At 69.9% G+C, this 15,060-nt stretch carries 11 protein-coding genes; 2 read left to right on the forward strand and 9 right to left on the reverse strand.

Annotation, left to right across the window (positions count from 1 at the left end):
- The 5 genes from J2Z30_RS05400 to J2Z30_RS05420 all read right to left on the reverse strand — a co-directional run bounded on the left by J2Z30_RS05400 (position 1) and on the right by J2Z30_RS05420 (position 6,955).
- Positions 1-1,161: an acyl-CoA dehydrogenase family protein gene (locus J2Z30_RS05400; RefSeq protein WP_044578542.1), complete on the reverse strand. Its 1,161-nt coding sequence runs from the start codon at positions 1,159-1,161 to the stop codon at positions 1-3.
- A 46-nt stretch (positions 1,162-1,207) separates the two neighbouring features.
- Positions 1,208-2,755, reverse strand: coding sequence for an acyl CoA:acetate/3-ketoacid CoA transferase (locus J2Z30_RS05405; protein WP_044578540.1), 1,548 nt, complete (start codon positions 2,753-2,755; stop codon positions 1,208-1,210).
- Positions 2,752-3,510 (reverse strand): SDR family NAD(P)-dependent oxidoreductase, encoded by a 759-nt coding sequence (locus J2Z30_RS05410; protein WP_044578538.1) that lies wholly within the window; start codon positions 3,508-3,510, stop codon positions 2,752-2,754. Before J2Z30_RS05410 ends, J2Z30_RS05405 begins: the two co-directional genes overlap by 4 nt.
- Positions 3,511-3,773: 263 nt before the next feature.
- Positions 3,774-5,855, reverse strand: coding sequence for a SpoIIE family protein phosphatase (locus tag J2Z30_RS05415; RefSeq protein ID WP_052701711.1), 2,082 nt, complete (start codon positions 5,853-5,855; stop codon positions 3,774-3,776).
- 98 nt (positions 5,856-5,953) lie between these two features.
- Complete coding sequence (locus J2Z30_RS05420) at positions 5,954-6,955, reverse strand: LacI family DNA-binding transcriptional regulator (protein WP_044578533.1); 1,002 nt, start codon at positions 6,953-6,955, stop codon at positions 5,954-5,956.
- A gap of 286 nt (positions 6,956-7,241) precedes the next feature.
- Between J2Z30_RS05420 and J2Z30_RS05425 the strand changes: the two genes are divergently transcribed.
- Complete coding sequence (locus tag J2Z30_RS05425; RefSeq protein ID WP_044578531.1) at positions 7,242-8,747, forward strand: aldehyde dehydrogenase family protein; 1,506 nt, start codon at positions 7,242-7,244, stop codon at positions 8,745-8,747.
- A 46-nt stretch (positions 8,748-8,793) separates the two neighbouring features.
- A complete protein-coding gene (locus J2Z30_RS51295) occupies positions 8,794-10,407 on the forward strand; it encodes a GMC family oxidoreductase (RefSeq protein ID WP_044578529.1) in 1,614 nt (537 codons plus the stop codon).
- Positions 10,408-10,468: 61 nt separating this feature from the next.
- Here the strand turns inward: J2Z30_RS51295 and J2Z30_RS05435 are convergent, their stop codons facing one another.
- The 4 genes from J2Z30_RS05435 to J2Z30_RS05450 all read right to left on the reverse strand — a co-directional run bounded on the left by J2Z30_RS05435 (position 10,469) and on the right by J2Z30_RS05450 (position 15,058).
- Positions 10,469-11,299: an aldo/keto reductase gene (locus J2Z30_RS05435; protein ID WP_044578527.1), complete on the reverse strand. Its 831-nt coding sequence runs from the start codon at positions 11,297-11,299 to the stop codon at positions 10,469-10,471.
- 64 nt (positions 11,300-11,363) lie between these two features.
- A complete protein-coding gene (locus J2Z30_RS05440) occupies positions 11,364-11,651 on the reverse strand; it encodes a hypothetical protein (RefSeq protein WP_044578525.1) in 288 nt (95 codons plus the stop codon).
- Between the two features lie 14 nt (positions 11,652-11,665).
- On the reverse strand, positions 11,666-13,375 hold the full coding sequence (locus J2Z30_RS05445) for a sodium:solute symporter family protein (protein ID WP_044578523.1): 1,710 nt from the start codon (positions 13,373-13,375) through the stop codon (positions 11,666-11,668).
- 75 nt (positions 13,376-13,450) lie between these two features.
- Positions 13,451-15,058, reverse strand: coding sequence for a GMC family oxidoreductase (locus J2Z30_RS05450; protein ID WP_044578522.1), 1,608 nt, complete (start codon positions 15,056-15,058; stop codon positions 13,451-13,453).
- Positions 15,059-15,060 lie beyond the last annotated feature (2 nt).

The raw sequence follows: 15,060 nt of genomic DNA on the forward strand, positions 1-15,060 counted from the left end.
CTACCCGCGGCGGCGCACGAGATCGCGGCTGATGATGAGGCGTTGCACCTCGCTGGTGCCTTCGTAGATCGTGGTGATGCGGGCGTCCCGGTAGAGGCGCTCGGCGGGCACACCGCGGATGTATCCGCCGCCGCCGAGGATCTGAACGGCCCCGGAGGTGGTGCGGACGCTCGCCTCGGAGGCGAACAGCTTGGCCATCGAGCAGGCGGGGCCCGCCGGGCGGCCGGTGTCCAGCAGTCCGGCCGCGTGTTCCAGGAGCAGCTTCGCCGCCTGGTGGTCCACCGCCATGTCGGCGAGCTGGAACGCCACGGACTGGAATTCGGACAGCGGCCGGCCGAACTGGTGGCGGCTGACGGCGTGCTCGTTCGCGGTGTCCAGCGCCGCCCGCGAGATGCCGTTGGCCAGCGCGCCGATCCCCAGCCGGCCCTTCTCCAGTACCGAGAGCACCGCGCCGAAGCCGCTGCCCTCCTCCCCGAGCAGCGCGGTCGGGGGAAGCCGGACGTCGGTGAAGACGAAGCCGCCGACCGGGGACGCCTTCTGGCCCATCTTCTTCTCGCGGTAGCCGCGTTCGACACCGGGGGTGTCCACGTCGACCAGGAACATCGACATGCCGCCGCGCTTGCGCTTGCCGGGGTCGGTGACCGCCAGGACCAGCGCCACGTCGGCCACCGGTGCGTTGTGGATGTAGATCTTCTCGCCGTTCAGCACCCAGTCCGCGCCGTCACGGCGGGCGCGGGTGGCCAGGCTTCCGAGGTCGGATCCGGCGCCGGGCTCGGTCAGCGCGTAGGCGCAGCGCGTCCGGCCGCTGATGATGCCGGGGAGATACCGGTCCTTCTGCTCCTGGGTGCCGTAGCCGGTCAGCAGTGAGCCGACCAGTTCCACCAGACCGCACTGGTCGGCGACGCTGGCGTAGCCGTAGGACAGCTCCTCCATCACCGCGATGTAGTCGGCCACCAGGCCACCGGCCCCGCCGTCGCGCTCGGGGACGGTGATGCCCATCAGACCCAGTTCGCCCATCCGGGCGTAGATCTCCTCGGGGAAACGCTCGGTGCTGTCGAGTTCCTCTACGACGGGGGTGATCTCCTTCGCCGCGAAGTCCCGCACCATGGTGATGAGAGCGTCGCGCTCCGGGGCGGTGTCGGCGGTCTGACGCGGTGACATGAGGGGGTCCTCCAGGGAGTGGGGGTGGCCGGTGCCGCTCAAGGGCTCAGGCGGTGAAGACGCCGGCCGGCATCCGGCGCGGCGACGGGTCGAGTACGGGCTCGAAGTCCATATGGTTGAGGACATCGCGGTTCAGGTCGATGCCCGGTGCGATCTCGATCAGCACGGGGCCTTCGTCGCGCAGCTCGAAGACGGCTCGTTCGGTGACGTAGAGGGCGCGCTGTCCCCGGCTCCGCGCGGCGGCGGCGTCGAAGGTGACGTGCGAGACCTCGTGGACGAACTTGCGCACCTGCCCCTCGGCGGCGATGCGCAGCGCGCCCGGGGTCACCTCCGCGCGCAGCCCCCGTGCGGTGAAGGTGCCGCAGAACACCACGGTGCTCGCGGCGTGGGCGATGTCGATGAAGCCGCCCGGTCCGACGACCGATGGGCCCACCTTGCTGACATTGACGTTTCCGTACCGGTCGGCCTCGGCCATGCCCAGGACCGCGACATCGAGCATCCCGGTGGCGAAGAAGTCGAACTGCGAGAGCGAGGAGACCAGCGCGGCCGGATGCCGGCTGAGGCCGAACAGCTCGCCGGTCTCCGGCACCCCGCCGACCGCGCCCTGTTCGATGACCAGGTGGACATCGTCCAGCCGGTGCTGTTCGGCGAGGACGTCCACGACACCGGCGCTCATGCCGAAGCCCACATTGAGCACGCACCCGGACGGCACCTCCAGCGCGGCCCGGCGGGCGACGACGTCCCGCGGCCCCGGGACGGCGGTCCGGGGCGCGGGCCGGGCCAGGCCGGCGGGGGCGGCCTGGCTGAAGGCCGCGTCGAACTCCCCCGCGTAGGTCTGCCACTGGCCGGGGCTGAGGACACCGATGTCGACCAGCGGCCCGGGGACGCTCACCGTACGAGGATCCTGGGCACCGACCGCGACCCGGCGCTTGACCTGCGCGATGATCCGGCCCCCGCAGCCACGGGCGGCCGCGGCCACCGCCTGGCTGTCCAGGGAGGCGGCCTCCTCGGCGCAGCTGACGTTGCCGAGCTCGTCCATGGAACTGCCGCGCACCAGACCGATGTCGACGTGTACGGGGCGGTAGTGCAGGTACTCCACTCCGTCGATCTCGGCAAGGGTGACCAGATCGTCGGGCGAGACATCGTTGAGACGTCCGCCCTGGCGCCGTGGGTCGACGAAGGTGCCGAGGCCCACCTGTGAGAACACCCCCGGCCGACGGGCCCCGCTCTCGCGCAGCAGGGCCGCGATGATCCCGGCGGGCAGCGAGTACGCCTCGATGGCGCCCGAGGCCGCGAGGGCCTGCATGGCCGGGGACCAGGACCAGTGGCCGCCGACGACCCGGCGGACCAGGCCCTCGTGGGCCAGCCGGTTCAGGCCGGTCTTCTGCCCGTCCCCGATGCCGAGGCCGTGGACGACGGTCAGGTTCCGGGGGTGGCCGGTGTCGAGGAACCGCTGCTCGATGGCGGCGAGCACATCGTCGGCCTCCAGGATGCCCCCGCCCGAGCCGGTCATGGCGAGCGTGGCGCCATCGGGGACGGTGGCCGCGGCCTCGGCGGCGCTCATCATGGCGGGGCCCGCGTGTGTGCCGGTCATGCGACGCTCATCCCTCCGTCGACGGTGACGACCGATCCGGTGGCGAAGGAGGAGGCGTCGCCGGCCAGGAAGGCGATGGCCGTGGCGATCTCGCTCGGCTCGGCGAGCCGGTTGAGCAGCTGACGCCCTTCCAGATAGGCCCGGTAGGCCGCGGGGTCCGCCACATCGGCCTCGATCTTCGCGAAGTACGGGGAGTCGGTGGTGCCGGGCGCCACCGCGTTGACGCGCACGCCCGCGGCCGCGTGATCCACCGCCATGGCCCGGGTGAGGCCGAGGACGGCGGATTTGGAGGCGCAGTACGCCGCCCGCCGCGCCATGCCGATCTGCCCGGCCACCGAGGCGACGTTGACCACCGCGCCGGAGCGCTGGGCGACCATCCGCGGCAGGAGCGCCCGGCAGCCGAGGAAGACACCGGTCACGTTGGTGGCGAACAGGGCCTCCCAGGCGGACGGATCGGTGTCGAGGACCGTTCCCCGGATGCCGTAGCCCGCGTTGTTGACCAGGACGTCCACCCCGCCGAGGCGATCCACCTGGGCGAGCACCTCATCCCATGCGGCGGGACTGGCCACGTCGCCGGCCACGACGGTCACGGGCCAGCCGTGGCCGTCGGCCTCCTGGGCGAGGGCGTCGCATTCCCGCTCGTCGTTGGCGAGCACGATCTGCCGGGCGCCCGCACCGGCGAACAGGCGCACCGTGGCCAGGCCGATCCCCGAGGTACCGCCGGTGACCACGCACACCTTGTCTTCCAGACTCATTCCGCCTCCTAGGAAACGCTTTCTCGCTGCGCTTCCCTTAGCTGGCCAACCATCCGGACGAAACCATCCGAGGTGACCGATTGCATCGCTCCACCTGGGCTTATCCAATGAAGCCCCTCATGCTCCCGCGCGACGCCGCTCTGCGACGTCGGCCAAGCGGTGGTTCATTTGGCTGTAACCGTTTTCTAGCCCGATAGGGAAAACCGCGTCAACCCCGAACGCAAGACTTTCGAGAAGAAGCGGAGGCGCGAGGGGGTCGGCGCTCAGCCGGTGGGAAGGAGCTGCTCCGCCCAGATGGTCTTGCCGTCGCGGGTGTAGCGGGTTCCCCAGCGCTGGGTGAGCTGGGCGACCAGAAGCAGCCCGCGTCCTCCCTCGTCGAAGGTGCGGGCACGGCGCAGATGTGGTGCGGTGATGCTGCCATCGGACACCTCGCAGATCAGGCTGCGGTCGTGGATCATCCTCAGCCGGAGGGGCGTGCCGGCGTGCCGGATGGCATTGGTGACCAGCTCGCTGACCACCAGCTCGGTGGTGAAGACGGCCTCGTCCAGCCCCCAGTCGGCCAGCTGCGCCGAGACCTTTCTGCGCACCGTGGCGACGGCCGAGGGGTCCGCGAGCAGGTCCCAGGTCGCGATCTGGTCGGCCTCCAGGGCCCGGGGGCGGGCGATGAGCAGGGCGATGTCATCGGCGGGACGGCCGCGTACCAGGTCATCCAGCACGGTGTCGCAGAGGTCGTCCAGTGATTCGGCGGGCCGGGTGAGCGTGTCTCGCAGGGCTTCGAAGCCCTTGTCGAGGTCACGGCTGCGGGCTCCGATCAGGCCGTTGGTGTAGAGGGCCAGGAGGCTGCCCTCGGCCAGTTCGACCTCGGCGGACTCGTACGGCAGCTCGCCCAGGCCGAGCGGCGGGGCCACGGGAAGGTCGATGAAGTCGACGGTCCCGTCCGGGGCCACCACGGCCGGTGGCGGATGGCCGGCGCGAGCGAGGCAGCACCGGCGCGAGGTCGGGTCGTAGACCGCGTAGAGACAGGTGGCGCCCATACCTCCGTCGTCATCCGCCGCCTCGGCGGCCTCCGATTCGTCGGAGACCCGGGTGACCAGGTCGTCGAGATGGGTGAGCAGCTCATCGGGCGGCAGGTCGATGTCGGCCAGCGTCCGCACCGCCGTCCGCAGCCGGCCCATGCTGGCCGAAGCGTGGATGCCGTGGCCCACCACATCGCCGACGACCAGCGCCACGCGGGCGCCCGAGAGCGGAATGACATCGAACCAGTCGCCGCCCACACCGGTCAGCTCCCCGGCCGGCAGATAGCGGGAGGCCACCTCGAGCGCCGACTGGCACGGCAGCCGCTGAGGCAGCAGGCTGCGCTGGAGGGCGATGGCGGTGCCGCGCTCGCGCGTGTAGCGGCGCGCGTTGTCCACGCAGACGGCCGCACGGGCGATGATCTCCTCGGCGAGCAGCAGATCGTCCGGCCCGAAGGGCTCCGGCCGCTGATGGCGGGTGACGACCACGACACCGAGGGTGATACCGCGGGCGCGCATCGGCACCGCCATCAACGAGTGCGTCCCGAAGGAGCGCGACCGCGCCGCCCGGACCGGGTCGTAGGTCGCCCATCGCTCGAAGGCCGCCTCCGTCACCGTATAGATCTTCCCCCGGCCCGCGGCCAGGCTCTCGGCGGCCGGGGTGAACTCCGGGTAGGTGGCCATGGTCCCGATGGGGACCATGGGCTCGTCTTGGACGATGGAGCCATGCGCCCTGCGGCGCATCGTGATCGCACCGGTCAGGGTGCCGGGGCCGGGTTCCCCGCCGCCTTCGAGAGCGGCCAGGGTGTCGACGCTCGTGAAGTCTCCCAGCCTGGGCATCAGCACGTCGACCAGTTCCTGTGTGGTGCGGGTGATGTCAAGCGTCGAGCCGATGCCGGTGCTCGCCTCGTTGATCAGCAGCAGCCGCTGCCGGGCCCGGTGCTGTTCGGTACTGTCCCGCGCGGCCAGGAAGAGACGGCGCACCTGGCCGTTCCGGTCCTTCAGCGGGATCGCGGACACCGACCAGAAGCACAGGGAGCTCCCGTCCGGTGTCCGCAAGGACGTCTCGAAGCGCTGCGCCACACCGCTCTCCCGCGCCTGACGCATGACGGCGACGATTCTGTCGCCCTCGCCGGGCCGGACGATCTCCGAGGCCGGCAGCCCGCGCGTCCGGTCCTCGGAGAGGCCCAGCACCCGCGCCATCTCGGCATTCGTCCGCACCAGCCGCAGGTCGGTGTCGCAGAGCGCGAGGGCGTCCGGAGACTGGACGAACGCCAGGCTCATGAACGTCTCGTCGGGCCGGCCGCCGGGGGCGGCGGCTCCTGTGGTCATGCCCGCTCACCTCACCCTCTTCCTTTATGAGGCTTTTACGCGGCTTTCGCAGGTCTTGATTAGATTTTATGAGGTCCGGACACCGAAGGGCCTCCCATTCACGTGCGGGATCCCTTGGCCGGACCGGTGGAAGCACGCTGTACGAAGGTCGCCGACAGCAACGGCGGCTGCTCCAGCCGCTCGCCGCGCAGACTGGCCTCCAGCATCACCCACGCCTGCTCGCCCAGGGCCGCCTTGGGGCTGACGATGGTCGTCAGGGCGGGATCGGCGTACCGGGCCAGGGCCACGTCGTCGAAGCCGGTCACCGAGATGTCCTCGGGCGTTTTCAGGCCCAGCTCACGCAGGCGGGCGACGGCCCCGAGCGCGGCCAGGTCGTTGAAGGCGATCAGGGCCGTCGGGTCATGGCCCAGCGCCTCGTCGGTCGCCTCGTAACCGGCCTCGATGGTGGCGTCCGAGGCGACCATGACCGGGTCGAGCCCGAGGATGCGCGCCTGCTGGACGGCCTTCCAGCGCTCACGGTTCTGCCATGCGCCAGGCGAACCGGCCAGATAGACCACCCGGCGGTGGCCCAGCGATGCCAGGTGCTGGCACAGCTCGAGCATCGGGGAGAAGTTGTCCACCGCGACCATGGGGAGGTCCACTCCGAGTTCGACACGGTTGACCAGCACCGTGGGGACCCCGCGGGCCGCGAGATCCCGCAGGCCGTCGGTCTCCATCCTGGCGGAGAGCACCAGGAGGCCGTCGACCCGGGAGAGCACGTCGAGGCAGACGCCCAGCTCCTCACCGGGCTCCTGCCACTCGGTGACGAGCATGCGGTAGCCGTCGCGGGCCGCACCCACATTGGTCGCCTTGATGATGCCGTGGAAGTAGGGGTTGGACAGGTCCGGCAGGACCACGCCCACACTGCGGTGCATCCCCGAGGCGAGCCCCTGGGCCGCGCCGTTGGGCCGGTACTCCAGTTCCTCCGTGGCGCGGCGCACCCGCTCCGCCATCTCCGGGTTGACCTTGAGCGAGCCGCTCATGACCCGTGACACCGTGGCGACCGACACACCGGCAGCATCCGCTACGTCCCTGATCGTGACGCGACGCCGCTCCTTCACCTACGCCTCCCCATCGCTCCCTCTCCGGAAGCCTGCCGCGCTCCGCCGACCCGGCCGGCTCCTCCCCGGAGATCGTGGCACACCCGGTCGTGGCGGGCCCACCTCGCGGGCGCGAGATGCGCTCACGCCGTCCGGACGTCGGCCCCCCATGGTGCGAGCCGTGTCGATCTCGGTGAGAAAACGTTTCCCGGATTGGCGATGCAGTTTCTCTTGTTAGCAGTTTACGCCGCTGTTAGCGTGACGACCAGCTCACCAAGATCTGAGTAAACGCTCTCTAGGAGGGCCTATGACAGCCCCGGTCACCGGGCGTCCTGTCCGCAGCTACGGCATCTTCATCGACGGTGCGGAAGTCCAGCCGTCGGCGGAGTTCATCACCCGCGAGAACCCCGGCACCAAGGAGGTGGTCGCCCGGTTCACCCATGGCGACCCCGCCCAGGCGCAGGCGGCCGTGGCCGCGGCACGCCGCGCGTTCGACGAGGGCGACTGGCCGAACCGCTCGGGGCAGGAGCGTGCCGCGGTACTGCGCGCCCTGGCCTCCCTCATGCGCCGCGACCAGGAGACACTCGCCCGCATCGACGCCGAGGAGTCGGGCAAGCCGATCCGGCTGGCCCGCGCTGACGTCGCCACCGGCATCGCGCTGACCGAATACGCGGCCGCCCTGGCGGTGACCAGCCACGGTCAGGTGCACACCAATCTCGGGCCGGACTTCACCGGGCTGGTCACCCGCGAACCGTGCGGAGTGGTCGCCATGATCACTCCCTGGAACTTTCCGCTGCTGCTGCTCATGCAGAAGCTGCCGTTCGCCCTGGCGGCCGGGTGCACCACCGTGTGCAAGCCGTCCGAGCTGACCTCGGGCAGTACGCTGGAGATCGCGAAGCTCGCGGCCGAGGCGGGTCTCCCCGGTGGTGTGTTCAACGTCGTCACCGGACCCGGGTCGACCGTGGGCCACCACTTGGCACAGTCCAGGGACGTGGATGTGCTGTCGTTCACCGGCAGTACCGCGGTGGGACGCTCCGTCGTCGAGGCGTCCGCGGGCAACCTCAAGAGGCTCTCGCTGGAGCTCGGTGGCAAGGCGGCCAGCGTGGTCTTCCCCGACGCCGATCTCGAGGACGCCGTCGACGGCGTACTCTTCGCGGTGCTGTTCAACCAGGGCGAGTGCTGTGTGTCGGGAGCGCGCCTGCTGGTTCACCAGGACGTGGCCGATCAGTTCGTCCAGGCACTGGTGGACCGGGTGAGCACACTGCGGGTGGGAGCGCCGCTCGACGAGGACGCCGATATCGGGGCCCTGATCCACGCCGCTCACCTGGACAAGGTCCTCGCTTCCGTGGACGGCGCGCGGGCCGAGGGAGCCCGGGTGGTGGCCGGAGGCACCCGGCTCACCGCGGACGGCCTCGGCGCGGGGTACTTCATGGCTCCCACGATCATCGACCAGGTGTCGCCCACCTCCCGCCTGTTCAGCGAGGAGGTCTTCGGGCCGGTCCTGGCCATCAGCCGGTTCCGTACGGAGGACGAGGCGGTGGAACTCGCCAACGCGGTCGAGTACGGGCTCGCCAACTCGGTGTGGAGCAAGAACATCGACACCGCGCTGGCGCTGGGCCGACGGCTGCGCAGCGGCACGGTCTGGGTGAACACCACCATCGACGGCGCGCCCCAGTTGCCCGGCGGTGGTGTCAAGAGCAGCGGCTACGGCCGCGAGATGGGGCAGGCCGGGTTCGAGGAGTTCACCGAGGTGAAGACCGTCCAGATCCGGTCGGGCAAGCGCACACCGTTCTTCCGCGGCGGCGCCCAGTAGGGGCACGGGCGGCCGCTCACCGGAGACCGAAACCAGGAGTGTTGTTGTGGCACAGCAGGATGGCTCGTTCGACTATGTGATCGCGGGCGGGGGGACGGCGGGATGTGTGCTGGCAGGCCGGCTCAGCGCGGACGCGTCCGTACGGGTACTGCTCCTCGAGGCGGGGCGTCCGGACCGGCACCCCTTCATCCATGTACCGGCCGGCTTCGCCAAGCTCACCGCCGGTCCCTACCAGTGGGGGTTCGTCAGCGAACCCCAGGAACACTGTGCCGGACGTCGAATACCCCTGGCCCAGGGCAAGGTCATCGGCGGCGGTGGCTCGATCAACGCCCAGGTGTTCACCCGTGGTGTCGCCCAGGACTACGACGACTGGGCCGATGTCCACGGCTGCGAGGGCTGGTCCGCCAAGGAGGTGCGGAGGTACTTCGTACGGTCCGAGCGCAACGAGCGGCTGTCCGGCCCGCTGCACGGCACCGAAGGCCCTCTCTCGGTGTCGGACCTGGTCAATCCGCATCCGTTGTCCCAGGCGTTCGTACGGGCCGGTCAGGAGTTCGGGCTGCCGTACAACAGCGACTTCAACGGCGCCGAGCAGTACGGGGTCGGGCTCTACCAGACGACCACCCGCCACTCCCGCCGGTGCAGTGCCGCGGTGGGCTATCTCCGCCCCGCCCGCGGCCGGGAGAACCTCGTGGTCAAGACGGGCGCCCTGGTCAGGCGCGTGGTCACCGACCACGGCCGGGCCACCGGCATCGAGACCGTCGAGGGCGGTACGACGCGTCGCTACACCGCCCGCCGAGAGGTGATCGTGGCCGCGGGCGCGTTCGGCTCCCCGAAGATCCTCCAGTTGTCGGGCATCGGCGACCCGGCGGACCTGAAGCAGGCCGGGATCGAGGTCGTCCACGCGCTGCCCGGTGTGGGCAAGAACCTCCAGGACCACTGTGATCTCGACATCGTCTACGAACTGACCTCGTACCAGAGCATGGACCGCTACGAGCGGCCCCTGCCCGCCACGGCGGCGGCCGCCGTGCAGTACGCCGCCTTCCGTCGCGGACCGATGGCGTCCACCGTCGTGGAGGCGGGCGGCTTCGCCTACGGCGACGAACAGGAACCCACCCCGGACCTGCAATTCCACTTCCTTCCGGCCGCGGGGGTCGAGGCCGGGATCGCCGCGGTGCGCCGCGGCTACGGCTGCACCCTGAACTCCTACTTCCTCAGGCCGCGCAGCCGTGGCACGGTACGGGTGGCGGGGCCCGACCCGAGTCGGGCACCCTTGATCGACCCCAACTATCTGGCCGACGACCACGACCTCGAAATGTCGATCGAGGGGGTCCGGCAGAGCCGCGAGATCATGGGACAGCCGTCGATGGCACCCCACATCAAGGCCGAGCACCTGGCCGGTGGCCGTCCGGTGCGCACCAAGGACGACTACATCGCCTTCGTACGGGGACACGGAAGGACCGCGTACCACCCCGTCGGCACCTGTGCCATGGGTGACTCGGACGAATCCGTCGTCTCACCGCGACTGAAGGTGCACGGGCTGCGCGGGCTGCGGGTGGTGGACTCCTCGATCATGCCTCGTATCGTCAGTTCCAACACCCAGGCGCCGACCGTGATGATCGCCGAACACGGCTCGGACATGATCGTCGAAGACGCTCGCTGACCCGATACGAATGATGGCGCCGGATCCCTGATCCGGCGCCATCGCGTTGCTGTACGGGGTGTCAGAACTCCTCGTAGGTGTCCGGATCGCCGCCGAGCCGCCCGCGCTCCAGACCGCTCAGCGCGGCCACCTCCGCCGCGGTCAGGTCGAAGCCGAAGATGTCCAGATTGGCGCGCTGACGCTCGGGCGTGGCCGACTTGGCGATGGGGATCGCGCCCAGCTGGAGGTGCCAGCGCAGGACCACCTGGGCCGGTGTCACACCGTGGGCGCGGGCCAGCCCGGTCACGACGGGATCGGCCAGAATGCCGCTCCCCCGGCCCAGCGGGCCCCAGCTGATGGTGGCGATGGAGCGTGCGGCGTCGGCGTGCCGCTGCCCGGACTGGGTGAAGTTCGGGTGCAGTTCGATCTGGTTGACCGAGGGCATCACCCCGGTCTCCTCGCTCAGCCGGTCCAGATGGACCGGGGTGAAGTTGCTGACCCCGATCGACCGGATCCGCCCCTCCTCGCGGAGCTTGATCATGGCACGCCATGAGTCGGCATACGCGTCCAGGCGGGGCAGCGGCCAGTGGATCAGGTAGATGTCGACGTAATCCACACCGAGTCGCGCGGCCGACTCCTCGAAGGCCGCGAGGGTCCGCTCGTACCCCTGGTCCCGGCCGCGCAACTTGGTCATCAGGAACACCTCCGCACGCGGCACACCGCTGGTGGCGACGGCCCGGCCGACCTCGGCCTCGTTGCCGTAACTGGCGGCGGTGTCGATCAGGCGGTAGCCCGCCGCGATCGCGTCGCGCACCGCCGACTCCGCATCGGGTCCGGACAGGGGGTAGGTGCCGAACCCGGCGGCGGGAATCGACGCGCCGTCCGACAGCGCACGTTGGGGGATCGTATTCATGACAGCTCCTTGGTCGTCGACATTCACTTCGGGCCGCTCTTCCGCCGGGGAGCGGGGCGGCCCGTCACGGGTGCTCGGGCAGGTCCCGCTCCGATCCCGGCTGTACGCGGACGGGCCGGAGTACCGCCCACCCGCCGAACAGGGCCGTCACGACGAGCATCGCGATCCCGCACCAGAGATTGACGTTCCAGCCGCCGGCCTTGTGCAGTTCCGCCCGGGACGGCCCGGCCGCGCCCATGACCGTGAGCACGACGCCGTAGATCCCGAACAGGGCCGCGATGATGCTGCGCAGGTCGAGCAGGAGCTCGAGGCCCCTGCCGGCCGAGGTGCGCGGGGGGTGGTTCTCGGGCATCGGATGTTCCCCTCTCACCAGAAGGCGATATTGAGCGCGGCGGTCAGGACCAGCACCCCGGCACCGAGTACCACGGGCTTGCGGTACCAGCCGGCGTCCTCGCCGGACTCGCTGTGGGTCCGCTGACTGCGCGGTGTCAGGGACCAGACCAGACCGCCCAGCTCGGAGTCGGGCCGGGGCTTGGTGGCCAGCGAGACGGCGACGCTCAGCACGATGTCGACCACGAAGGCCGCGATGGCCCCGAGGAAGCTGGCCCCCTGGCCCGAGACATGCAGCACGCCCTCCCGGTTGAGCATGTCGACGCTGATCGCCGCCGCCGTACCGGCGATGAGGCCGATGCCACCGGCCGCGGGGGTCATGCGCTTCCAGAACATGCCGAGGATGAAGGTGGCGAACAGCGGAGCGTTGAAGAACCCGAACAGCGTCTGGAGATAGTCCATGATGTTGCCGAAGCTGCCGGCGATGAACGCCGTGCCGATCGCCGCCAGGCAGCCGACGGCGGTGATGGCGCGGCCGACGCCGAGGTAGTAGGCGTCCGGCTTGCCCTTCTTCACATAGGTCTGCCAGATGTCGTAGGTGACCACGGTGTTGAAGGAGCTGACATTGGCGGCCATGCCCGCCATGAACGCGGCGAGGAGGCCCGCGATGGCCACCCCGAGCATGCCGTTCGGCAGCAGATCGCGCATCAGCAGCTCGATGGACTGGTTGAACGACACACCGCCCACGCTCTGCACCCCGGGATCGGCCGCGTTCGCGGCCTTGAGCCGGGTCAGCTCGGGAGAGAGCACGGCGGCGAGCATGCCGGGGATCATGATGACCAGGATGACCAGCGTCTTGGGGTAGGCGCCGATCAGCGGGGTACGGCGGGCCGCCGACATGCTCCTGGCCGACAGGGCGCGCTGCACCTCGGCGAAGTTGGTCGTCCAGTAGCCGAACGACAGCACGAAGCCGAGGCCGAAGACGATGCCGAGCACCGAGAGCGTGGAGTCGCCGATGCCGGTGAGGTTGGTGCCCGGCCAGGTGTGCACTTCGAGCGCGGGATCGGCGCTGGCGTGGCCGACCTTCGAGACCAGTCCGTCCCAGCCGCCGACCTTGTGCAGCCCGACGAGCGTCAGCGGTATCAGCAGCGCCAGGACGACGAAGAACTGCATGACCTCGTTGTAGATGGCCGCGGACAGGCCACCGAGGACGGTGTAGACGAGCACGATCGCCCCGGCGGCGACGACCGATATCCAGATGGGCCAGCCCAGCAGCAGATTCACCACGGTCGCCAGGGCGTAGAGGTTCACCCCCGCGATCAGGACCTGGGCCACACCGAAGCTGATCGAGTTCACCAGATGGGCGAAGGGGCCGAACCGCCGCAGCAGGAACTCCGGGACGCTGCGCACCTTGGAGCCGTAGTAGAAGGGCATCATCGCCAGGCCGAGGAAGACCATGGCCGGGATGGCGCCGATCCAGTAATAGTGCACCGCCGGGAGGCCGTACTGCGCGGCGGTGGCGGTCATACCGAGGATCTCGACCGCGGCCAGGTTGGCCGAGATGAACGCCAGACCGGTGACCCAGGCGGGCATGGAGCGGCCGGACAGGAAGAAGTCCATGCTGGAGGAGACTTTTCGGCGCGCCACCACCCCGATGCCCAGCACGAAGGTGAAGTACACGGCGATCAGCACATAGTCGATCGGTCCGGCGTCCAGCCGGAGGCCGGCTTCAGCGAACTCGTACATGCATCCCACCTCCTGATCTCGGGTGGCGGACGGCGTTGCTCATGAGGGGATCCTTTGTGCGGCTCTCGGGATGGTTCAGACCGTGTCGAGAATCAGGTCGGACGCCTTTTCCGCGATCATCACGGTGGGCGCCTGGGTGTTGGAGCTGACGATCCTCGGCATGACGGACGAGTCCGCCACGCGCAGTCCGCTCAGGCCGTGGACCTTCAGGTCGGGCGAGACGACGGAGGAGTCGGAGTCGCCCATCGCGCACGTTCCGACGTGGTGATACGAGGTGCGTCCATGGCCACGGACGAAGCGGACGTAATCGTCCTTGGAGTCGAGCTTCCGGCCTCCGGCCAGATGTTCCGCCCTGATGTGCCGCGCCATGGAGGGCTGCGCCATGATCTCGCGGCTCTGCCGGACGCCTTCGACGCTCATGTCGAGGTCGTAGTCATCCGCCAGGTAATTGGGGTCGATCAGCGGCGGCCGTGCCGGGTCGGCCGAGGCGATCCGGACGGTTCCCCGGCTGCGGGGCCTTACGAAGTAGGAGTTCAGGGTGCAGCCGTAGCCGGGGCGCACCGCGGCGATCCCCGCCTCGACACCCGCTGCGGGCAGGAAGTGGAATTGCAGGTCCGGTGCCGTCGCCGCACGGTCTCCGTAGCCGAACGCACCGCCTTCGACCACGGTCGAGGCCAGCGGCCCCTTGCGGAACGCCGCGTACTCGATGCCCGCGGCCAGCGTGGCAGGCCGGACCCGCGAGAGACGGTCCATGCTCTGGTACGCGTTGAGCTCGTAGATGATGTCGAGGTCGCAGTGGTCGTGCAGGTTCTTGCCCACTCCCGGCAGCGCGTGCACCACCTCGACCCCGGCGGCACGCAGATCGTCCGGGTCACCGATCCCGGACAGCTGAAGGACCTTCGGCGATCCCAGGGCTCCGGAGCAGAGGATGACTTCACGCCGGGCCCGGAAGCGATGGCGCGCGGTGCCGCTGATGGTCTCCACGCCGGTCGCCCGCTTGCCGTCCAGGAGCACGCGCCCGATCAGATGGCCCGTCCTCACCGCGAGATTGGGGCGTTTCCTGACCGGGCGGAGGTAGCCGACCGCCGCGCTGCACCGACGACCGCCACGAGTGGTGTTCTGGTACAGCCCCACCCCGTACTGCGACTCACCGTTGAAGTCGGCGTTGAACGGCAGCCCGAATTCCTGGCCGGCCCGGACGAAGGCCATCGACAGCGGATGCGGATTGGCGGGGTCGCTGACTCCGAGGGGCCCGCCGTTCCCGTGCAGGGGGGCGGACAGCCGGCTGTTGTCCTCCGAGCGGAGGAAGTACGGGAGGACATCCCGGAAACTCCAGCCGGCGCAGCCGTGGGCTTCGGCCCAGTGGTCGTAGTCCTCACGGGCCCCCCGGGTGAACACCTGGGCGTTGATGGACCCTCCGCCGCCGATCACCTTGCCCTGCGCGAGCGGAATGACCCGCCCGTCGCAGTGTTCCTGCGGCCGGCTGCGGAAGCCCCATTCATAAGGGCCGGCGGTGAGCTTGGCGAATCCGGCGGGCACGTGGATGAGCGGATTGCGGTCCTGTCGCCCTGCCTCGATCAGCAGCACCCGGACGGCGGGGTCCGCCGAGAGCCGGTTGGCCAGCACACAGCCCGCGCTGCCGCCACCGGCGATGACGTAGTCGAATTCATGGTCTCGGGTCATGG

The organism is Streptomyces iranensis (genome assembly GCF_017874715.1).
GTDB lineage: Bacteria > Actinomycetota > Actinomycetes > Streptomycetales > Streptomycetaceae > Streptomyces > Streptomyces iranensis.

Bases quoted from the DNA above. Each gene is read 5' to 3' on its own strand.
- J2Z30_RS05400 (WP_044578542.1), bottom strand. From the start codon at position 1,161: ATGTCACCGCGTCAGACCGCCGACACCGCCCCGGAGCGCGACGCTCTC.
- J2Z30_RS05405 (WP_044578540.1), bottom strand. From the start codon at position 2,755: ATGACCGGCACACACGCGGGCCCCGCCATGATGAGCGCCGCCGAGGCC.
- J2Z30_RS05410 (WP_044578538.1), bottom strand. From the start codon at position 3,510: ATGAGTCTGGAAGACAAGGTGTGCGTGGTCACCGGCGGTACCTCGGGG.
- J2Z30_RS05415 (WP_052701711.1), bottom strand. From the start codon at position 5,855: ATGACCACAGGAGCCGCCGCCCCCGGCGGCCGGCCCGACGAGACGTTC.
- J2Z30_RS05425 (WP_044578531.1), top strand. From the start codon at position 7,242: ATGACAGCCCCGGTCACCGGGCGTCCTGTCCGCAGCTACGGCATCTTC.
- J2Z30_RS05435 (WP_044578527.1), bottom strand. From the start codon at position 11,299: ATGAATACGATCCCCCAACGTGCGCTGTCGGACGGCGCGTCGATTCCC.
- J2Z30_RS05440 (WP_044578525.1), bottom strand. From the start codon at position 11,651: ATGCCCGAGAACCACCCCCCGCGCACCTCGGCCGGCAGGGGCCTCGAG.
- J2Z30_RS05445 (WP_044578523.1), bottom strand. From the start codon at position 13,375: ATGTACGAGTTCGCTGAAGCCGGCCTCCGGCTGGACGCCGGACCGATC.
- J2Z30_RS05450 (WP_044578522.1), bottom strand. From the start codon at position 15,058: ATGACCCGAGACCATGAATTCGACTACGTCATCGCCGGTGGCGGCAGC.